18 protein-coding genes are annotated in these 19772 nt (G+C 65.0%); 16 read left to right on the top strand and 2 right to left on the bottom strand.

Annotated elements, in window-relative coordinates; genetic code table 11:
• Positions 1-323 precede the first annotated feature (323 nt).
• A complete protein-coding gene (locus AC0L4C_RS00670; protein ID WP_473401590.1) occupies positions 324-710 on the top strand; it encodes a hypothetical protein in 387 nt (128 codons plus the stop codon).
• On the opposite strand, the gene AC0L4C_RS00665 is transcribed toward AC0L4C_RS00670, so the two are convergent.
• Positions 698-1522, bottom strand: coding sequence for a helix-turn-helix transcriptional regulator (locus AC0L4C_RS00665; RefSeq protein ID WP_473401588.1), 825 nt, complete (start codon positions 1520-1522; stop codon positions 698-700). The two genes, AC0L4C_RS00670 and AC0L4C_RS00665, sit on opposite strands and share 13 nt — an antisense overlap.
• Before the next feature lie 93 nt (positions 1523-1615).
• Here AC0L4C_RS00665 and AC0L4C_RS00660 point away from each other — a divergent pair, with 93 nt between their 5' ends.
• Positions 1616-2410: a hypothetical protein gene (locus tag AC0L4C_RS00660; RefSeq protein WP_473401587.1), complete on the top strand. Its 795-nt coding sequence runs from the start codon at positions 1616-1618 to the stop codon at positions 2408-2410.
• On the opposite strand, the gene AC0L4C_RS00655 is transcribed toward AC0L4C_RS00660, so the two are convergent.
• Positions 2411-3415 (bottom strand): LacI family DNA-binding transcriptional regulator, encoded by a 1005-nt coding sequence (locus tag AC0L4C_RS00655; RefSeq protein ID WP_473401586.1) that lies wholly within the window; start codon positions 3413-3415, stop codon positions 2411-2413.
• 182 nt (positions 3416-3597) lie between these two features.
• On the opposite strand from AC0L4C_RS00655, the gene AC0L4C_RS00650 reads away from it, so the two are divergent.
• The 14 genes from AC0L4C_RS00650 to AC0L4C_RS00585 all read left to right on the top strand — a co-directional run bounded on the left by AC0L4C_RS00650 (position 3598) and on the right by AC0L4C_RS00585 (position 19725).
• The gene (locus AC0L4C_RS00650) at positions 3598-4386 is read left to right on the top strand and encodes a 6-phosphogluconolactonase (protein ID WP_473401585.1); all 789 of its coding nucleotides are present in this window, start codon (positions 3598-3600) and stop codon (positions 4384-4386) included.
• Positions 4376-5155 carry a sugar isomerase domain-containing protein gene (locus AC0L4C_RS00645; RefSeq protein ID WP_473401584.1) on the top strand — a complete coding sequence of 260 codons (780 nt, stop codon included), beginning with the start codon at positions 4376-4378 and terminating at the stop codon, positions 5153-5155. Before AC0L4C_RS00650 ends, AC0L4C_RS00645 begins: the two co-directional genes overlap by 11 nt.
• Positions 5152-6291, top strand: a complete 1140-nt coding sequence (locus AC0L4C_RS00640; protein ID WP_473401583.1) for an N-acetylglucosamine-6-phosphate deacetylase — start codon at positions 5152-5154, stop codon at positions 6289-6291. Before AC0L4C_RS00645 ends, AC0L4C_RS00640 begins: the two co-directional genes overlap by 4 nt.
• The gene (locus tag AC0L4C_RS00635; protein WP_473401582.1) at positions 6279-7532 is read left to right on the top strand and encodes a neutral/alkaline non-lysosomal ceramidase N-terminal domain-containing protein; all 1254 of its coding nucleotides are present in this window, start codon (positions 6279-6281) and stop codon (positions 7530-7532) included. The genes AC0L4C_RS00640 and AC0L4C_RS00635 overlap by 13 nt, the downstream gene beginning before the upstream one ends.
• A 115-nt stretch (positions 7533-7647) precedes the next feature.
• Complete coding sequence (locus tag AC0L4C_RS00630; RefSeq protein WP_473401581.1) at positions 7648-8967, top strand: ABC transporter substrate-binding protein; 1320 nt, start codon at positions 7648-7650, stop codon at positions 8965-8967.
• A gap of 59 nt (positions 8968-9026) precedes the next feature.
• Positions 9027-9914 carry a carbohydrate ABC transporter permease gene (locus tag AC0L4C_RS00625; protein WP_473401580.1) on the top strand — a complete coding sequence of 296 codons (888 nt, stop codon included), beginning with the start codon at positions 9027-9029 and terminating at the stop codon, positions 9912-9914.
• Positions 9911-10792: a carbohydrate ABC transporter permease gene (locus AC0L4C_RS00620; protein WP_473401579.1), complete on the top strand. Its 882-nt coding sequence runs from the start codon at positions 9911-9913 to the stop codon at positions 10790-10792. Before AC0L4C_RS00625 ends, AC0L4C_RS00620 begins: the two co-directional genes overlap by 4 nt.
• Positions 10789-11997 carry an AGE family epimerase/isomerase gene (locus tag AC0L4C_RS00615; protein ID WP_473401578.1) on the top strand — a complete coding sequence of 403 codons (1209 nt, stop codon included), beginning with the start codon at positions 10789-10791 and terminating at the stop codon, positions 11995-11997. The genes AC0L4C_RS00620 and AC0L4C_RS00615 overlap by 4 nt, the downstream gene beginning before the upstream one ends.
• A gap of 94 nt (positions 11998-12091) precedes the next feature.
• Positions 12092-13141, top strand: a complete 1050-nt coding sequence (locus tag AC0L4C_RS00610) for an NAD-dependent epimerase/dehydratase family protein (RefSeq protein ID WP_473401576.1) — start codon at positions 12092-12094, stop codon at positions 13139-13141.
• Between the two features lie 31 nt (positions 13142-13172).
• On the top strand, positions 13173-14231 hold the full coding sequence (locus tag AC0L4C_RS00605) for a dihydrodipicolinate synthase family protein (RefSeq protein WP_473401575.1): 1059 nt from the start codon (positions 13173-13175) through the stop codon (positions 14229-14231).
• A gap of 176 nt (positions 14232-14407) precedes the next feature.
• Entirely contained in the window at positions 14408-15418 is a 1011-nt protein-coding gene (locus tag AC0L4C_RS00600; RefSeq protein WP_473401574.1) for a Bug family tripartite tricarboxylate transporter substrate binding protein, read from the top strand.
• A 24-nt stretch (positions 15419-15442) separates the two neighbouring features.
• Entirely contained in the window at positions 15443-15940 is a 498-nt protein-coding gene (locus AC0L4C_RS00595) for a tripartite tricarboxylate transporter TctB family protein (protein WP_473401573.1), read from the top strand.
• A gap of 12 nt (positions 15941-15952) precedes the next feature.
• Positions 15953-17491, top strand: a complete 1539-nt coding sequence (locus AC0L4C_RS00590; protein ID WP_473401572.1) for a tripartite tricarboxylate transporter permease — start codon at positions 15953-15955, stop codon at positions 17489-17491.
• Positions 17491-19725 (top strand): sugar phosphate isomerase/epimerase family protein, encoded by a 2235-nt coding sequence (locus AC0L4C_RS00585; protein WP_473401571.1) that lies wholly within the window; start codon positions 17491-17493, stop codon positions 19723-19725. The genes AC0L4C_RS00590 and AC0L4C_RS00585 overlap by 1 nt, the downstream gene beginning before the upstream one ends.
• Positions 19726-19772: the final 47 nt, after the last annotated feature.

The raw sequence follows: 19772 nt of genomic DNA, 5'->3' as shown, positions 1-19772 counted from the left end.
CGTCGGCGGTATCTGCAATTCTTCGCCATGCTCCCCAAAGGTGAAGTAAATCGAATGATGCCCGTTGTCTGGCCGGTCGCGGATACTCCGTGTAGGCGATGGCGGTGTGGAGACCGTGATAACGCGAATTGTCGATCGCGTCACGTTCAAGTCACGATGCAGCAGCCAATTGCCAAATTTCTCCAGCCGATAGTGCCTGGATTGATCCGGGAAGGCCGAGATGGTTCCGTCTCACGCCGGCGACACCCTCATACGACGATTGTTTGACGCTAACAGCATCCCGATGCTGTCTCGATGACTGCATCGGCTTGGGGGAGACATCCTTGCCGCAAGACAAACCGTTGCTTTACCGGGCAGTCAGTGCCGATGTGCTTGCCGCAGTCCGCATCCTGCTCGACCAGACCGGCCGGCTTCCGGCGGACAGCCACCGGCTCAGCCTGCAGAAGTGCATTCCGGCGGAAACCTGGGGCGAACGCGGCGGCGCCAGTTGGGGCGGCTTCCTCAAGCTGGTGGAAACGCAGCTGCATGGCGAGAACGAGAGCTATCGGCTGCTCCGCATCACGCCCACTGACGGCCACCGGACCTGGCAACTGCCCGTGCAGTTCACGGTTCACCTGATCGCGGAAAAAACCATCTGCACGCATCGCGGCTGGCTTCTGGCACGGCGCACCCGCGGCGATGGGCGCCAGAGTGGCAATCACATCAGCTGACGTTGCTGGCGAAACTTGCTTGGTGGCAGTCCCGACCGGCTCCGAAACCACCGCGAGAAATAGTAGACATCGGAAAAGCCAAGCGTCTCTGCAATCGTGCCGATCGGCTCCGTTGTCTCGAGCAGCAGCGATTGCGCGCGGGCCAGGCGATGTACGTGCCAGTAGGCCTTTGGCGAAAGCCCCAGACTGGCCCGGAATTGCCGGTTGAGCTGACTGACGCTGAGCCCGACGGCGCGCGCCAGCTGGCCGGCGTCAAAACGGGTGTCGGCCGACGTCTCCAGCAGGTGGCGGACATGCCCCGTCAGCGCGTCGTCCACACGCCCGGGTTCGGCAACGCCATGCGCCGCCAGATAGGAACTGAGCAACCCAAGCACGCCGGCCGCCGCACCGGTACGACGGACGCCGTCGCCGCTTGTCCAGGCGTCATGCCAGTCGGCGAGCCCGATGTGCACATCGCCCAGGCCAGCCGGCTTGAACCGCACGGGCAGCAAGGGGCGTTCATGCAGGGGTGTTGAGCCGGCCTCGTAGATGCGGGCATGGAAGTTGATCATCGTCCATGCCTGGGCGTCCGCTTTCTCCCAGTGACAGGCCTTGAACACCGGAACGGCGAGGACAGTATCCGGCGTCGTCTCGAACGTTCCGTCGTCGACGTGCAGAATGCCGCGTCCCGCGATGGTGTGCACCAGATGCAGATCGCTGTTCCACTGCGGCGCCCGCCTGAACCGATCGTCGGCGGCGTGATGGCTCTTCGGAATGGAGAGGAGCTGAAAGCTCCATCCGGCAGTCGGTCCGTGTGGTGGATTGGTCGCCATGCGCGAAAAGTACAAATATCTGCTCGTCCTGTCCATGGGCGAGAGCCGGCTGCTGTCGCACACTCGGCAACGGCTGAAACGGAGCGACGCGCCATGCACACAACGGTAGACAACTGGACGGAATTCTCGGAGCGCTGGAGCGGGCCGCGCAATTTTCGTATGGCGCCTGCGCTGATTGACCTGGAGTTCGAGTTCCCGCCGATAGAGCGCGTCATTGACGAAATCAGGCGGGACGAGGCGGCCTCCATCAAGAGCGGCCGCAAGTCCAGCCGCCTCGAACTGCTGCCTCAGTCACCCGAGGCGTTTCGGCAGTTGAGCATCGAGCAGGTGATGGAGCGACCGTTCGGTCTCGCCCATTTCGATCTGGGTCGCTTCGATGCGCCGGGTCGCTTTCTTGAAGGGTTCGGCGAGAAAGTGCTCGATCGCTGGGAGCAGGCGCTGGCCGCTGCCGGCTTCACCTGGGAGCGCTGCTATCCCATCGTCTTCATCAGCGGCGCCGGTAGCGCCACCAACTATCATATGGATTTCTCGCATGTGCTGGCCTGGCAGGTCTACGGCACCAAGCGCTTCTGCGGACTGGTCGATCCGGACCGCTGGGCGGATTCGGAGGTGCGCCTGAATTACAAGCCCGGCGAGCTGTCCAAGCCCGATGGCATCCGGGAGGAAGACAGCTTCTGCTACGACATGCGGCCCGGTGAAAAACTCTGGAACGTACTGCTGACGCCACATTGGGTGGAGGCTGGCGACGAGCCGGCGATGAGTCTCAACATTTCGCATGGTGGCCTGCGGTACCACGGCACGCTGTCACCGAATGAAGCCGAGCTGGAGGCCTTTCGTGCGGAAAACCCCGATGGGGCGCCGGCCAGGATCGAACGGCGCTACCGCTAGTCAGCGGCCCGGCGCAGCGGTCGTTCCCCGGGCCACCAGGTGCGTATCGAGGGCGACCCTGGCGTCGCCAACTGCCCGGGATTTCAGCAGGTCGATGAGAAGCGACATGGCCGCCTGGCCCGCCTCTTCGGACCGCGTCGACACCGTCGTCAACGACGGATAGGTGGCCGCGCCCAGCACGTCGTCGCAGCCGATGACCGAGAACTGGGCCGGCACGGCGACGCCAACATCGGCCATGCCCGTCATGATGCCGTGAGCGGTGACGTCGTCAAAGGCGATGGCGGCGGTCGCCCCGGTGGCGAGGATATTGGGCACCACGGCGCGGCCGCTCTCGTAGCTGGCGACCCTGGCGGCAACGACGTCGACATGCAGGTGATGCTCGCGCGCGCCCTGCCGCACGGCCGTGCGGCGCTGCTGGTTCGACCACGAAGTTGCCGGGCCGCTGACATAGGCGATGCGCTTGTGTCCAAGGCCGGCGAGATGCGCCATGGCCTCCCCCACGCCTTCGCCGCTGTCGATGAGAACGCGCGGAATGCCCTTCACGTCGCGATTGACCAGCACCAACGGACGCCGGGCGGCATGAGCCCGGATGCGTTCTTCGCTGAGGCGGGAGGCCACCAGCATCAGGCCATCGACCTGGCCGAGAAACCGGTCGACGAGTTTGTCCTCCTGCCGCCAGTTCTCGTCGGAATTGCCGAGAAACACACAAAGGTCCGCCTGATCGGCGGCCATCTGCGCCGCGCGGATGAGTGGCGGAAAGAACGGGTTGGTCACGTCGGGGATCAACAGCGCGACATTGCCGTAACGCCCGGTGCTCAGGGCCCGCGCCGTATGATTGGGCACATAGCCGACTTGCCGGGCGATCTCGAGGATCCGCGCCACCGTCTCGCTGCCCAGCATTTCCGGCTGCGTGAAAGCGCGTGAAACTGTCGACTTCGAGACGCCTGCCGCCTTGGCCACGTCGATCATCGTCGGCAGTCCGTCCCGGCGTTTCCCCTGCGTCATCTGCTCGACCCTGCCGCTTGCATGCTCTCGCGAATGCACGTGATTTCGTCTCTTGGCAAGGCTTCAGGCCTCTGCCGGGAAACTTCTCAAAAGCCCCCTTGACGTGCAACCGGTTGCATTCAATAGTTGCGTCTCGGGGCTGCGGCAGGCGGCCCACACAGCAAGAACTGAGCGAGGTCTGCATGGATACGGTCGATATGACCGGGTCGACGCCGAAGGTGCGGCAAGTTGGTCAACTGGTGGTCAAGAGCTTTGCCACGCGGCGTGACCTGGGCGCGGTTGCGGCCGAGGAAATCGCTGCCGAGCTTCGGGAACGTCTGGCACGGCAGGATCAGGTGCGTATGGTCTTTGCGGCGGCGCCCAGCCAGAGCGACGTGCTGGCAGCGCTGGTCGCCGCCAAGGATGTGGACTGGAGCCGCGTGGTCGCCTTCCATATGGATGACTATATCGGCCTGCCTGCGGAGGCGCCGGAACGCTTCGGCAACTGGCTGGGTCGCTATATCTTCGACCTGCTTCCGTTTGGCCAGGTGCACCGCATGCTGCCCGGGCCCGATCCCTATGCCACGGCCAGGGAGTATGCCGCTTTGCTCGATGCTGCCCCGATCGATGTGATCCAGCTCGGCATCGGCGTGAACGGCCATATCGCCTTCAATGACCCTCCGGTGGCCGATTTCGAGGATCCGCTCGACGTCAAGGTTGTCGACCTCGACGAGGTGTGCCGGCAACAGCAGGTCGATGACGATTGCTTCGCGACCCTTGCGGACGTGCCGCCGCAGGCCATTACGCTGACCATTCCGCGCCTGCTCAGGGCCGGCAAGCTCTTCTGCATGGTGCCAGGTCGGGCCAAACGCAATGCAGTCGATGCTGCGCTCAACGGCCCGGTCACCACGGCGTGCCCGGCATCGATCCTGCGCACCGTGGACAACTGCACCCTCTACCTCGATCCGGACTCCGATCCCGATGTCAGATAAGCCCAAGATTGACGCCGACGCGCTCTGCCAGGGCTATTTCGACGATGTGTCGGCCCTCATGCAGCGCATTCTGACCGAGGAACGCGATCCCATCGATCGCGCTGCAGTGCGCCTGGCCGACCAGATTGCCGCCGATCGACTGGTTCATGTCTATGGCCCAGGCGGGCATTCGAACCTCGGGTCGCAGGAAATCTTCTTCCGCGCCGGCGGACTGATGCATGTCAGCGCCATCCTCGATGAGGGGACGCTGCTCTCCAATGGTGCGCTGCGCTCCATGGCCATCGAGCGCACGCCCGGCTACGGCAAGATCGTCATCGCCGATCAGCGGCTCGGCGCCGATGATGTCCTCATCCTGGTCAATGCCTACGGCATCAATGCCGCGCTGATCGACGCAGCGCTGGAGGCCAGGAAGCGGGGCGTATTCCTGATCGGCGTCAGCAGCCGCGTGCACGCGGACAGTTCGTCCAAGGAGCACCCGGCGCGACATCCCACCAAGCAGAACCTGCACGACATCGTGGACATTGCCATCGACTGCAAGGTCCCGATCGGCGACGCTGTGGTGAGCGTTCCCGGCATGGGCGAACGGATCGGTGCGATCTCGACATTTGCCAATGCCTTTGCGCTGAACAATCTTGTCATCCGTACCGTCGCTAAGCTGGTCGAGCGCGGCGTCGAGCCCCCCGTCTGGCGCAGCGGCAACGCCCCGGGCGGAGATGAGGCAAATGCCCGCTTCATTTCCAACTTTGCAGAGAGGGTGCGCAAGCTTTGAGGATTATCGGCCGCGATCCCGACACCGGAGCAGGACACGCCATCACCGTCGCCGATGGGCGCATCGCCGGCATCGAGCCTGCGGCCTATGATGGCACGCTCTATCTGTCGGCCGGCCTCGTGGACCTTCAGGTCAATGGCTACGCAACCCACGATCTCAATGACGGCGCGCTGACACCCGAGCGGGTGCGGGACCTCACCGACCGGCTGGCGACGCTGGGCACCACCACTTACCTGCCGACGCTGGTCACAGCCTCCGAGACCGATATCACCAACGGCCTGCTGGCCATCCGCGAGGCGCGTGACCGCTACCCTCGCGTGGCCAGGGCCGTGCCTTTCGTCCATGTCGAAGGGCCTTTCATTTCGCCTAATGACGGGCCGCGCGGCGCGCATCCTGCTGCCCATGTCAGAGACGCCGATATCGCCGAGTTCGATCGCTGGCAGGCCGCGAGCGGCGGGCTGGTCGGCTTCCTGACCCTGTCGCCGCACAGTGACCGGGCCCTTGAACTGGTTGCTCATGCAGCAGGGCAGGGTGTCCACGTCGCCCTCGGCCATACCGATGCCACATCAGATCAGATCCATGCGGCTGCGGCGGCGGGTGCAACGCTCTCCACGCACCTGGGGAACGGCGCCTCCGCCATGCTGCCTCGGCACCCGAACGTCATCTGGGCGCAACTCGCCGACGAGCGACTGACGGCCACGCTGATCGGCGACAGCCACCATCTGCCTGCCGATACACTGATATCAATGCTGCGGGCCAAGGGGCTCGACAAGGCATTGCTCGTCTCCGATGTCGCCGCGCCCGGCGGCCTCGACCCGGGCATCTACCAGCAGACCATTGGCGGTCGGGTCCAGCTCTGGGCCAATGGCCGTCTGGGCACGCCCGGCACGCCCTATCTTGCCGGCGCCGCATTACCGCTTGCCGATTGCGTTGCCCGGACCATCGGCATGACCGGGTTGAGCCTGGCGCAGGTGCTCGGACTGGCGACCGTCAATCCGGGGCGTTTTGCCGGCGGCCGTGGCCGCCTCGTCATCGGCGCGGAGGCGGACCTGATCGCATTCGACTGGGCACCGGGTGACGAGTGCCTGTCTGTGGCGGCAACCTACCAGCACGGAGACCTCCTATGGTCGCGTTGACGGGAGGTGTAGCCGTTGTCGATATCACGCCTGCGCAGTCGCTGCTGCAATCGGGCTTCGCGGCCCGCACCGAACCGTCGACCGGCGTTCACGACCCGCTGACTGTGCGTGCGGTGGTGCTGGGTGACACGGCGATCGTCGTCGCCGACGTCATCGGGTTTCACGAGGCGATGAGCGCCCGGATCCGGGAAAAGTGCAAACTGCCCGCTGCAAATGTCATTGTGGCGGCCACCCATACCCATGGTGCGCCCGCCTCCATGGCCGCTCGCCTCGGCGCTGCCGATCCGGCATTTCTGCAGGCCCTCGAGGAGGGCTGCGTCGCCGCGCTGGATCAGGCAGCGGCCGGCGCAGAGCCCGTGGTCCTGACCTCGGGGATGGGGTCGGATCCCGATGTTGCGCGCAACCGTCGCCATCCCGGCGGACGAGTTGACCGGACTCTGCCGGTGCTGCGCATGCGCCGGCCCGACGGCAGCCTTCTGGCGACAATCGTTTCCTACGGCTGCCATCCGACCGTGCTGGGCGCTGACAATCGCCTGATCACCGCGGACTTCCCGCACTATGTCCGACGTCGCATCGAGGCGGAACAGCCGGGATCGGTGGCGATCTTCCTCAACGGCTGCACCGGTGACGTCAATATCGGCCATACCGCCCAGGCGTCATGGACGCTGGCCGCCAATGACACGCGCACATTCGAGAATGCCGAGCGCCTCGGCGACAGGATCGCCGTCGCCGCGCTCGCCGCACCCGAACTGCCGACCGGCGTCGCGGCTGCGGCGAAGGAGGCGTGGGTCGACCTCGCGCTGGAGCGCCGCGAGGGCGATCTGGGCGCATGTGCGGCGGCCTGGCGCGAGGAAATACAGACCGCGGAACCGCTGCGCAGGACCCTGCTGCAGCACTGGGTCGAATGGGCAGAACGCAACGCCGGCGCGGACCCGGGCCGCTGGTCCGGTCGCGTCAGTGTGCTGGACTGGGGTGGCGTGGCAGTCGTTGCGCTGCCCGGCGAGATCTTCGCCGAGACGGCACTCGACATTCGCGCTGCCCTCGACGGCCGGCCGGCTATGGTACTGTCCTATGCGGACGGCACTCCCGGATACATCCCGCCGGCCAGTGAATATGTCTTCGGCGGCTATGAGGTCGATGAGGCGCACCGCTTCATCGGTATGCCAGGATCGTTTGCCCCTGGCGCCGCCGAGAATTTGGCGCACGCCGCCAAGGCCTTGCTCAAACAATTGGCAAACTAGGGAAATGCTGAAACCTGAAGCGCGAAAGGCACATCATCGGCTTGACACGCAACCGGTTGCAGACAAGACTTTGCGTACGTGCACTCGCGTGCGTCAAAACAAGGGGAACGACATCATGAAGAAATTGCTGACTGGAAATCCGCCTTCGTCTCTGGCGGCGCTGGGACGCGCCGTCCTGCTCACCTCGTCGCTTGGTTTCGGCCTGCTGGCCGCCACGGCTTCGGCCTCGGCCCAGGAAATCCGCGTCTGGAGCGGCTATCCCGAACTGGCGCCTTTTTACGAGCATGTCGCTGAAGGCATGAAGGCCGACTTCCCGGACATCTCCGTCACGGTCGAGGCGATCGCCCTGCGCGAGCATGAAAAGCGCGTTGCCCTCGGCATCACGTCCGGCGAAGCTGCCCAGGTCATCGAACTGGCGACAACGATCGCCGCGCGCTATCTCGAGGGCGGTCTGCTCAACACCCCGCCCGAGGACGTCCAGGCCTTCGTCAAGGACACCGCAAACTTCAGCACCTTCTTTGCTGACGCTGCCAGCTATGACGGCACGGTTTACGGCATGCCGCTGTTCCGCGGCCAGAGCGCCCTCTACTACAACACGGACATGTTCGCCGCTGCCGGTCTGACTGGGGCGCCGGCAACCATGGCCGATTTCGACACCTATGCCGAAAAGCTAACCCAGCGTGATGCCAGCGGCGCACCTACCGTCTCCGGCTGGAGCCTCCGTCTCTCGGGCGGCGGTTCGGGTATCGCCGAAAAGTTCGCCATTAACATGTGGCAGCATGGCGGTGAGTTGCTGATCCCCGCGGGCGAAGGCCTGTGGAAGTCGAACTTTGCTTCGGACGCCGGCGTCGCCACGCTCAAGCAGTATCTGCACAACCTGTTCGACACCAAGACGGTGACGGTCGAGATGCCGGCCGATGCCGACGCTTTCGAGCGCGGGCAGACCGCCATGTTCATCCGTGAATCCTGGGTCATCGGCGACATTGCCGCCAAGGCTCCGGACCTCAACTATGCCACGGGCCCGCTGCCGCGCGGTTCCATCGTCAGCACCGGCCAGCTCTACGTGGCCGCCGACGGCGACAAGGAAGCGGCGGCATGGGAATTCGTCAAGGCCACCCAGAAGCCGGAAAACCTCCTCTGGCTGCTCGACAATGTCGGCTGGTTGCCGAACCGCTCCGGACTGGACTACTCGGCCATCGTCGCCGCCAAGCCGGGCTTCGAGGCCTATGTGAATTACCCCGAGAGCTATGAGTTCTTCACCGTTCCGGCCATCGGCCCGATCGATGAGATCCAGACGCGTAGCGCTGCCTATCTGGTGGAAGCCTTCGCCAAGCCGGAACTGGCAGGCGACGATGCAGCCATCAAGACCTTCCTTGAAGGTGTGGACGCCGAGATCAACGGCATTCTCGAGCGTGAAGGCCTGCTCGGCCAGTAACCACTCCGAACAACTGGCCTCCGGGGACTGTTCCCCGGAGGCCGAACACGAGGTCATCCATGCGCAGTCGCCGACGTTGGCTCTTTTCTCTTCTTGCCATCCTGCCGGTCCTGGCAATCTTCGCCTATGTGCGCATCCTGCCGATCGGCGAGATCCTGCGTCTCAGCCTGCACAAGTGGGACATTCTCTCCAAGAACAAGCCATTCATCGGCCTGGCGAACTTCCAGGAACTGCTGCGCGACCGGCTTTTTCACGAGGCGCTGCTCAATACCTCGATCATCGCCTTCGGCGTCCTGATCATAACCATTCCGCTCGGCATGCTGCTCGCCGCTCTGATCTATCATCGCACCGAGACGCGCTTCGCGGGGTTTTACGAAACGTCGGTCTTCATTCCGCACGTCGTCTCCCTCGTGCCGGCGGCGATGGCATGGAAATGGATCTTCGATGCGCGACTGGGCCCGCTCAACGCGCTGCTGTCCGTCTTCGGCATCGAGCCGCAGGCTTGGCTGTTCGACCCGGTGCTCTCCATCGTCAGCATCATCGTGCTGTGCTCCTGGCAGGCGCTTGGCTATGCCGTGCTGATCTACCTCGTCGGCTTCAAGAGCCTGCCGCAATCGCTGTTCGAAGCAGCCAAGCTTGATGGTGCGTCCGGTCCGCAATCGTTCTGGCATCTGTCCGTGCCGATGCTCAAGCCGATCACGCTCTACGTTGCCGTGGTGACGCTGGTGTCCGCCTTCAACGTCTATGCGCAGGTCTACGTGCTGGCCTCCGATGCGCAGGGCGCGCCGGGGCGTCAGGTCCGGGTGATGGTCCTCGACATGCTTGAAAACAGTTTCCGCAACTATCGCGTTGGCTACGCTGCCTCGGAGGCCGTGGTGCTTCTGCTGATCGTGCTGGTGCTCACCTTCATCCAGTTCACTCTGCTGCAAGACAGGAAGAGCAAATGAGCGACGCGTCTCTCCCCCGGGCCAGAAGCGATGTCGCCGGCCTGCGCGCCCGGCGCAGCAAGCGGGTGGTCAATTTCGGCATCGACGCCTTCCTGATGCTGTTCGGATTGTTCATGATCCTGCCGCTGGTCCTGCTGGTGGCCAATGCGTTCAAGACACCCGAGGAAATGCTGTCCTGGCCGCCGACCATCATCCCGGTCAACCCGACACTCGACAACATCGTCGCGGTGCTCGGGGACACACCGCTGCTGCTCTGGATCTTCAACAGCTTCGCCTTCGCGCTGCTGTCGGCGATCGCCATTCTCTGCACATCGGCAGTGGCGGGCTATGTCCTCGCCAAATTTCCGTCCAAGACCATGAGCGTGATCTTTGCAGTGATCCTTGCCACGGCCATCGTGCCGTTCGAGGTCTACATGATACCGCTCTACTTCACTGCGCAGAAGCTGGGCATCCTCAACAGTCTCTGGGGCCTGCTGCTCGGCTATGTGGTCATGAGTTTCGGTATCTTCCTCATCCGGCAGAACGTCGCGCATACCATTCCCGATGAACTGCTCGAGGCCGCGCGCATCGACGGCGCGGGCGAGATCTGGATTTTCCTTCGTATTGTCCTGCCGTTGCTGCGAGGCGCGCTTGGCGCCCTGTTCGTGCTGGCGTTCTTCCAGGCCTGGACGGCTTTTGCCTGGCCGCTGATCGTTGCCACCACCAAGACCAGCTACACCATCGAAGTCGGCCTCGCCCTTTTCCAGACCGGCTTCACCGTCGACCTCGGACGGCTCAGCGCCGCCTCTGCCATCGTACTGGTGCCGTCGGTCACCCTGTTTGTGCTGCTGCGCAAGAACTTCGTCCAGGGCGTCGCCAGTACCGGACTCAAGGAATGACCGACGCTTTTCTCGAAGCGGCGCGCGATCGCTATGTCTCGTCCAACGCGGCCACGCTGCGCTGGATGCTGGACCGTGCGCCGCTGCACGACGCCTATCTCAACACCAAAATGAACCCGCTGACGCTGGTGGACTATGCAGCGGCTGATGGCTGGCGCGGTCCCGATCACGTCTATGGCTGGGTACAGGGGAGGGGGCTGGAATCGGTCGTCACCCATGCCGAGGCATTCTCGGGCTTAGACGATGATCTGTCGGCCAGGCTCGATGCTGCCGGTCGACCGCTCTACGGAGCCATCGACAGCCTGCTGATCCGGGATCGGCACGTGAGCTTCTGCTACGACAGCGAGATGCGCCCGGCGCGTTTCCTCGACACGGTCAACCATGTGCCGCAGCAGCAGGCCCCCGACATCTACACCTTCTCGGATACGTTTGCGGCCAAGGGTCTGGTCGCCGGTGCTATGCGGTATGCGCCAGCAGACATGCAGCGGCAGCTGGCGGCGCTGGAGCGGGTGATTGCGGCCATCGAGGATAACCGCTTCCAGATCGACGAGAAGCTGCCAATCAGCGAGGCATCGCTGGCGATCCAGGCCGATGACTTCGGCCCCCGCATGATCATGCTCAGTGCAGCCGCCCTGCTGCCGCGTGCCGGACACGCGGACCGCACGGGTTTCGCCGACCGCTTCATTGCACACGTGGTTTCCAACCACTTCGACAACTCGACCGGGCTGCTGCGCAATGTTCCGGGCGAGGATGCCTGCAATGTCGGCCACGGTATCGAGTTTGTCGGCTTTGCCCTCGACTACCTGCAGCCGGACGCCGACCCGGACCTGATCGAAACGCTCGAGACCATTCTCGTCGCCTCGTTCGAGCGCGGCTTCCATGGGCCGGGTGTGCGCCTCGTCGTATCGGCCGAGAGCAGGGCGCCCGTGAGCCCCTATTGCCCGTGGTGGGCGCTGCCGGAAACCATTCGCAGCGCCGCACTCTGTTTTGAACGGCGGCGCAGCGAACGGGTCATGCAGATCTGGCAAAAAGCGCATGCGGCCTTTTTCGACAACTATTGGCGTGAGGGAACCGGCATCGCCTATCAGTGTCGCACCGATGCGGGACCGATCGATTACGTTCCGGCGACGCCCGATCTCGACCCCGGTTATCACACCGGCCTCAGCCTTCTGGCCGCCATCGAGGTGATCAACCGGCTCGACTGAGCCGAATGGCTAAGGTGATCGGTGCCGTCCGGCGTTGTCGGTTCGACTCCCATGTGCTTGGTTGCCCGAGATAAATCGACGAAAGGATTGCTCAGTGGCAGATGATCCCCACGCGTCCGGCCCGATGGGACCGTTCGCCGACGAAGCGGCCCTCGACGATGCGCTGACGACGCCCAGTCCGGCGCTGATCGAGGATTTGGCGCGGGCGCCGGGCGATATTGCCATCCTCGGTGTCAGCGGCAAGATGGGCCCCACGCTGGCGCGGCTGGCGCGACGCGCCGTGCCCGACCGTCGGATCTTTGCCGTGGCTAGGTTTTCCGAGCCGGGCATACGCGAACAACTGGAGGCCGATGGCATCGAGACGGTGCAGGCCGACCTCCTCGACGCCGCGGCGGTGGCCGCTCTGCCCGATGCGCAGAACGTCGTCTTCATGGCGGGCCGGAAGTTTGGCTCGACAGGCGCCGAACACCTCACCTGGGCGATGAATGCCCTGATGCCCGAGCGCGTCGGCGAGCGCTACCGCTCCTCCCGCATCGTCGCCTTTTCGACCGGCTGCGTGTACCCGTTCTGGCCGGTGGATGCCGCCAGTGGCCCCACCGAGGACGTGCCGCCCAATGCGCCGTCGGGCGAATACGCCTGGTCCTGCGTGGCGCGCGAGCGGGTGTTCGAGCATCTGAGCCATCAGCACCAGACGCCGGGCCGACTGATCCGCCTCAACTATGCGATCGACATGCGCTATGGCGTGCTGCACGACGTCGCCAGCAAGGTGCTGGCCGGCCAGCCGGTCGACGTCACCATGGGGCACGCCAATGTCATCTGGCAGGGCGATGCCAACAGCCAGGCGCTGCGGGCACTGGCTCATGCCACGACGCCCACCAGCCCGCTCAACGTCACCGGTCCGGAGCGGGTGGTGATCCGCGACCTGGCGCATGCCTTTGCCGAGCGCTTCGGCACCCAGGCGACGATTGTCGGGACAGAGGCGCCGACGGCCTGGCTCAATGACGCATCCGAGGCGCAGCGCCTTTTTGGTCCACCGTCCGTCTCGCTCGAGCAACTGATCGACTGGACCGCGGCCTGGCTGCAGCGTGGTGGCCGCAGCCTTGGCAAGCCCACCCACTACGAGACGCGGGACGGTCGCTACTGACCCGCTCTCCATCCTATCGAAGGATCAGCCCATGACCCGCCTCCGTGTCGAGGACGTCCCCGCCGAAGTCCTGCAGGCCATTGCCGCCGGGATCGCCATTCCGGCGCATCCGCTGGCCCTCAATGCTGCCCGTCAGTTCGACGAGCGCCGCCAGCGCGCGCTGACGCGCTATTATCTCGACGCCGGCAGCGGCGGCCTGGCGGTCGGCGTCCATACCACCCAGTTCGCCATTCGCGACGTCGGCCTTTATGAGCCCGTGCTCCGCCTCGCGGCCGAGACTGCGCGCGGCTGGTGCGATCGTCCACTCGCCATGATTGCCGGCGTGGCGGGAAAGACGGCGCAGGCGACCGCCGAGGCAGAGCTCGCCGTCGATCTGGGCTATCACGCAGCGCTCGTCAGCCCGGCGCCCTTCCGCGACGCGTCGGAGGACGACTTGCTCGAGCATTGCAAGGCGCTCTCCCGCATCATCCCGCTGATCGGCTTCTATCTGCAGCCGGCCGTGGGCGGCCGCGTGCTGTCGGTCGATTTCTGGCGGCGCTTCGCCCAGATCGATTCCGTGCTGGCCATCAAGATCGCGCCGTTCAACCGCTATGGCACGCTGGCCGTGGTGCGCGGCATTGTCGAGGCCGGCGCGGAAAACCGCGTTACCCTCTACACCGGCAATGACGACCATATTGTCGGTGATCTGCTGACGCCCTTCGTGGTGCGACGCGGCAACGAGGATGTTGCCGTGCGGATCGTCGGCGGACTGCTCGGGCACTGGTCCGTATGGACCGCTTCGGCGGTCGCGCTGCACGCCCGCTGTCGTGCCATTGCAGGCGATATCCCGCCGGAAATCCTCGCCCTCGATAGCCAGGTCACCGACATGAACTCGGCGGTCTTTGACGTCGCCAACAATTTCCATGGTGTCATCGCCGGCTGCCACGAAGTGCTGCGCCGCAACGGGCTACTTGAGGGGGTCTGGTGCCTCGATCCGAACGAAGGCCTGTCGCCTGGGCAGGCCGAGGAGATCGCGCGCGTTTCTGCCGCCTATCCGCATCTCACCGACGATGCCTTCATTGCGGAGAACCTGACGCGCTGGATGAACTGAGCGCCGGGCACGCCGAGTGGGACCTAAGGCTAATTCCCCGATTGGTTATTTAGCCTTGTCCAATGCGCCTGCACGCTGCACCATTGCCTCCGCACCTAATGATTATCTTGTCCCGACGCCCCATGGAGGGCCGCGAATGCGGCAGGGGAAGAGAGGACTCCACAGGGAGTATGTTCATGACAACCAAGCTCAAGACTGCAATTCTTGCAGCGGCCGCGCTGGCCGTTGCCGCGACACCTGCATTGGCGCAGGACATGTGGAAGCCCGAAAAGCCCATCACCATCATCGTGCCGTGGGCGGCCGGCGGATCCACCGATCAGGTGACCCGCATCGTGGCCGGTGAACTGGAGACAGCCCTCGGCGCGACGGTTGTCGTTCAGAACCAGCCGGGTGCATCCGGCTCGATCGGCAGCAAGGCGGCCCTCGATGCCCCCCATGACGGCTATACCTTTGCCGCAGGCGCCGCGCAGGACCTGGGCACCTATTCCGTGCTCGGCATGCTCGATACCAAGATCGAGGACTGGCATCTCTACCTCGACGTCGCCAATGTCGCTGTGGTCGGCGTCAGCGCCGATGCGCCGTACAAGGATATGGGCGAATTCCTCCAGGCCATGCAGGACTCTCCCGATGGCCTGACCGTTGCGACGGCCGGTCTCAATTCCGGTGGCCACAACGCCATCGAGGCCATCAAGGCCGTTGCCGGCGGCAACTACAAGCACGTCACCTATGACGGCGGCAATCCGGCCGTGATCGCCACTGTCTCGGGCGAGACACAGGCCACCACGCAGCTGGCGGTTGAACAGGCTGAAATGATCCGGGCCGGCAAGATCCGCCCGCTCGCCGTACTCAACAGCGAGCCGCTGACGCTTGAAGGCTATGGCGAAATCCCGGCCATCACCGACTGGGTCAAGGACTTCAAGGCCGCGCCGAACTACTTCGGCATCTTCGTCCCCAAGGGAACGCCCGACGACGTCATCGCGGCACTCGACAAGGCCTGGGCTGAAGGCATCGCCAATTCCAAGGCACTGCAGGACTATGCCGCCTCGCGCGGCGCCGTGTTTGCGCCCTACTATGGCGAGGATGCCCAGTCCCGCGTGCAGCCGGCGATCCGCACCAATGCCTGGTTGCTGTTCGATGGCGGCAAGGCAACGGTCAGCCCCGACACCGTCGGCATTCCGCGTCCCTGATCCGGGCTGATCGATATGACCGGCATGGCCAAGGCAGATTTCATCACGTCGCTGTTCCTGATGGTTTTCGGGATCGGCATCGTCTTTGAGTCGTGGAACATGCCGCGTTTTACCGAAACGGGCACCAGCGTCTGGTCGGCGCCCGGCGTGACGCCGGGCATCATCGGGCTGGTGCTGGCACTTCTGGGGGTGGCGCTGTTCGTGCGGACGCGCCGCCCCGCTCCCGCCCAGGCGGAGGCGGTCGCCGAGCAGGAACCCGAAAGCTGGTTTCAGGCCGGTGCGGCGCTGCTCCTCTGTTTCGGCTTTGCTGCCGGCCTCGTCGGCCGCGTGCCGTTCGTGCTGGCCGCCTTTCTCTTCATCGTCACCTTCACCTTGTTCTTCGACTATCGCGACAACCGCGAGCTGCTGGGCGACAAGCGGCGCTGGGCCGTGCGGGCGCTGGTTGGCATTGTCGTTGCGGGCGTGGCGTCGTGGGGCATCGCCACCGTCTTCCAGGACGTCTTCTTCGTCCGTCTGCCTTGAGGGTTTCCTGATTTGACGGGACTTGGATATTTTCTGTCTGCGCTTGGCGAGTTTCTCACCAGTCCGACGCTGCTGTTCGACATTGTCTGGGCGACGTTGCTCGGCATCATCGTCGGTGCCCTGCCGGGCCTGACGGCAACGCTCGGTATTGCGCTGCTGACCACCCTGACGTTCCGCATGGACGGCACCGAAGCCATCCTGATCCTCATCTGCATGTATGTGGGTGCCATCTATGGCGGCTCGCGTTCCGCCATCCTGCTCAACATTCCGGGCACGCCGGCCAATGCCGCCACCGCGCTGGACGGTTTCCCGCTGGCGCGGGCTGGGCAGGGCGGCCGCGCCATGGGCATTGCCACTACCGGCTCGTTTCTCGGCGGCATGATCGGCATGGTCGCGCTCGCCGTGGTAGCGCCGGTGCTGGGCGATTTTGCCTTGTCCTTCGGTTCCTATGAATTCTTCTGGCTGGCCTTGTTCGGTGTGCTCATCGCCGGCCAGATCACCACCTCGGGCGACGCCCTCAAGGGCTGGATTGCCGGCTTTATCGGACTTTTCATCGCCATGATCGGGCAGGAGGGCATCCAGTCCTACCAGCGCTTCACCTTCGGCTCGTCCGATCTGGGCGGCGGCATCGGCCTGCTGCCGGCGCTGGTCGGCGCCTTCGGCTTTGCCGAAGTGCTGATCGTCATGAAGTCCCGCGCCTTCGAAGCCGTCCGCGACGCCTCCGATCGCGTGCTGCCGCGTTTTGCCGACATCTGGGGCCACAAGCGCACGATCGCGCGCTCGGGGCTGATCGGCACCTTCATGGGGCTCCTGCCGGGTGTGGGCGAGGACATGGGCTCGTGGATGTCCTATGCCGCCGCCAAGCGCGCCAGCAAGCACAAGGACATGTTCGGCAAGGGCTCGGTCGAGGGCCTGATGGCTGCCGAGGCCGGCAACAATGCCGCGGTGCCGGGCGCCATCATCCCCGTGCTGACGCTGGCCGTTCCCGGCTCGGCACCGGCGGCCGTGCTGCTGGCCGCCATGTTCATCCACGGTATCCGTCCCGGCCCGCTGATCATGATCGAGTCGCCGGCCTTCGTCTTCCAGGTCGTGGCCATGGTGTTCATGGCAACGCTCGCCATGCTGGTGCTCGGGCTGCTGCTGACGCGCCCCTTGCTCAAGGTGCTGTCGGTACCGCGCGCCTTCCTGATGCCGATCATCTTCACGCTTTGCACCATCGGCTCGTTCGCCATCGCGGGGCGCCTGTTCGACGTCTATGTCATGCTCGCCTTCGGCGTCATCGGCATGATCCTGCGCCAGATGAACTATCCCATGGCACCCCTGGTGCTGGGGATCGTGCTGGGCGACCTGCTCGACAAGAGCTTCCGCCGCGGCATGACCCTGTCTGATGGCAGCTTCATTGATTTCCTGACCCGGCCGATTTCGGCCGTCCTGGCCATTGCCTGCTTCTCGATGCTGCTGATGGCACTGCCGCCGGTGCGCCGCCGCATCGGCGCGCTGCTCGCCCGTCTGCCCTGGATGCGGCAGTCTCCGCCGTCAGGCGACGCGTAATGCGCGTCGCGCTCTGCAACGAGGTCGTCCGCAATCTGTCGCTGGACGACCAGGCGGCCTTCGCCGCCGAGCTCGGCTATGACGGGCTCGAGATCGCCCCCTTCACGCTCGATCCCGACCAGCCGCATCGCCTCGCCGATCGCGAGATCACGGCCACCCGGCAGGCGATCGAGGCGGCAGGACTGACGGTGTCGGGCCTCCACTGGCTGCTGGTGGCGCCGGGCGGGCTATCGATCACCAGCGCCGATCCCGAGGTGCGGGACGCCACCGGCAAGGTCATGCGCGGCCTCATCGATCTTTGCGCCGGGTTGGGCGGCACCTACCTCATCCATGGCTCACCGGGGCAGCGCAGCCTGGCAGCCGGGGCTGAGGCCGAGGGCCGCAAGTACGCGCTCGACTATTTCAACGAGGCTGCGCGCTACGCCGAGGCAGCGGGCGTCAGCTATTGCCTCGAGCCGTTGGGGCCCGATCAGACCAACTACGTCACCACGCTTGCCGAGGCAGCCGAGATCGTCGCCACGGTCGGCTCGCCGGCGTTCCGTGCCATGCTCGATTGCTCCGCTGCCGGAGCCAGCGAGGCTGACGGAGTTCCTGAACTGCTGCGGCAGCATCTGCCATCTGGCCTGATCGGGCACGTGCATTTCAACGATCCGAACCGCCGCGGCCCGGGACAGGGGGACCTGGATTTCGCTCCGATCATGCGGACACTGGAAGAGCTCGACTATGACGGATGGATCAGCGTCGAGCCGTTCGACTACGTGCCGGACGGCCCCGCCTGCGCCGCCCGGGCCATCGGCTTCATCTCCGGCCTGCTGGTCCGCTGCCCGATGACGGCGCCGCACCTCACCGTTCTCGACGTCCAGTTGTTCGAGCGCCGCACCCGGCTGCGCATTCCGTTCAAGTTCGGCGCCAATACGCTCACCGAAGCGCCGCAGGTGTTTGTGCGCGCCGAGGTGGAGATCAACGGGAAACGTGCCATCGGCCAGTCGGCCGAACTGCTGGCCCCCAAATGGTTCGACAAGAACCAGGCGCTCGACAATGAGCAGAACTTCGACCAGCTCCGCCGGTCGCTGGCCGGCGCGGCGCGCCTCTACCGTGACCATGACGCGCCAACGACTGCCTTTGGCCTGCACGTCGACCTTGCCGCCGCGCACTATCGCGCCTGCGCCGAGGAGGGGCTCAACGGGTTGATCGCCAGTTATGGCCTGGCGCTGCTCGACCGGGCCGTGCTGGGCGCCCTGTGCCGGTTGCAGGGCGTATCCGTGTTCGAGGCGATGCGGTCCAACCTTCCGGGCCTTACCACGGCGCTGACTCCAGATCTGCAGCAATCCGACCTCGAGGCTTTCCTCGCCAGCCGGACGCCGCCGACATCCATCGCCGCCCGTCACACCGTGGGCATGAGCGATCCGCTGACCGATGCGGATATCGCGTCGCCGCTGCGGGACGGCTACCCCGAGAGCCTTGAGGCCGTGATTGCCACCTATGGCAACCGCTGCTTCAAGCTCAAGGTGGGGGGCGATATCGAAGCCAGCCTCGACCGGCTGACGGCTATTGCCGCCGTGCTGGACCGCAGCGGCGATGACTACCACGTCACCCTCGACGGCAATGAGCAATTCGCCGACAGCAGCGCCGTGCTGACAATGATCGAGGCCATTCGCGCCACGCCGGCGCTCGGCCGGCTGTGGATGTCGACGCTTTTTCTGGAGCAGCCGCTGGCCCGCCAGGACGCGCTCGAGCAGTCGGTCGAGGCAATCGCCGCCCAGCTCCCGGTGGTGCTCGACGAGTCCGATTCGGATCTCACGGTCTTCCTACGTGGCCGGCAGATGGGCTATGCCGGCGTTTCGGCCAAGACCTGCAAGGGCGTCTATCGCGCCATTCTCAACGCCGCGCGGGCCGCCGCCTGGAACCGCGAGGCGGATGGCCGGACATATTTCGTCACCGCCGAGGACCTGACGGTGCAGGCCGGCATTGCCCTGCAGCAGAGCCTCGCCCTCGCCTGCCTCGTCGGCGCCGACCATATCGAACTCAACGGCCACCACTATGTCGGTGGCTTCGGCACGGTGTCCGAAGCCGAGCAACAGCGCTTCGCGAGGGCACACCCGGACATCTACGCACTCACGGACCGCCCCACCCGTCTGCGCATTGCCGGGGGCACCGTGTCCATCGGCTCGCTGGGAGCCCCGGGGTTTGCCGATGGGGCAGAACCCGACTGGCAGAGCATGGAGCCGGTCTAGACAGCTGGCTCGCATCCGGCAGCGGACCGCATCCAGACTCACGAAGT

It is taken from the genome of Devosia sp. J20-27 (assembly GCF_055808595.1).
Note: the sequence above shows the minus strand (reverse complement) of the source record. Positions and strands in the feature narration are given on the sequence as shown.

Coding starts and splice junctions, on each gene's coding strand:
- AC0L4C_RS00630 (WP_473401581.1), top strand. CDS start 7,648: ATGAAGAAATTGCTGACTGGAAATCCGCCTTCGTCTCTGGCGGCGCTG.
- AC0L4C_RS00620 (WP_473401579.1), top strand. CDS start 9,911: ATGAGCGACGCGTCTCTCCCCCGGGCCAGAAGCGATGTCGCCGGCCTG.
- AC0L4C_RS00645 (WP_473401584.1), top strand. CDS start 4,376: ATGTCAGATAAGCCCAAGATTGACGCCGACGCGCTCTGCCAGGGCTAT.
- AC0L4C_RS00650 (WP_473401585.1), top strand. CDS start 3,598: ATGGATACGGTCGATATGACCGGGTCGACGCCGAAGGTGCGGCAAGTT.
- AC0L4C_RS00625 (WP_473401580.1), top strand. CDS start 9,027: ATGCGCAGTCGCCGACGTTGGCTCTTTTCTCTTCTTGCCATCCTGCCG.
- AC0L4C_RS00600 (WP_473401574.1), top strand. CDS start 14,408: ATGACAACCAAGCTCAAGACTGCAATTCTTGCAGCGGCCGCGCTGGCC.
- AC0L4C_RS00665 (WP_473401588.1), bottom strand. CDS start 1,522: ATGGCGACCAATCCACCACACGGACCGACTGCCGGATGGAGCTTTCAG.
- AC0L4C_RS00585 (WP_473401571.1), top strand. CDS start 17,491: ATGCGCGTCGCGCTCTGCAACGAGGTCGTCCGCAATCTGTCGCTGGAC.
- AC0L4C_RS00635 (WP_473401582.1), top strand. CDS start 6,279: ATGGTCGCGTTGACGGGAGGTGTAGCCGTTGTCGATATCACGCCTGCG.
- AC0L4C_RS00595 (WP_473401573.1), top strand. CDS start 15,443: ATGGCCAAGGCAGATTTCATCACGTCGCTGTTCCTGATGGTTTTCGGG.
- AC0L4C_RS00655 (WP_473401586.1), bottom strand. CDS start 3,415: ATGACGCAGGGGAAACGCCGGGACGGACTGCCGACGATGATCGACGTG.
- AC0L4C_RS00615 (WP_473401578.1), top strand. CDS start 10,789: ATGACCGACGCTTTTCTCGAAGCGGCGCGCGATCGCTATGTCTCGTCC.
- AC0L4C_RS00605 (WP_473401575.1), top strand. CDS start 13,173: ATGACCCGCCTCCGTGTCGAGGACGTCCCCGCCGAAGTCCTGCAGGCC.
- AC0L4C_RS00660 (WP_473401587.1), top strand. CDS start 1,616: ATGCACACAACGGTAGACAACTGGACGGAATTCTCGGAGCGCTGGAGC.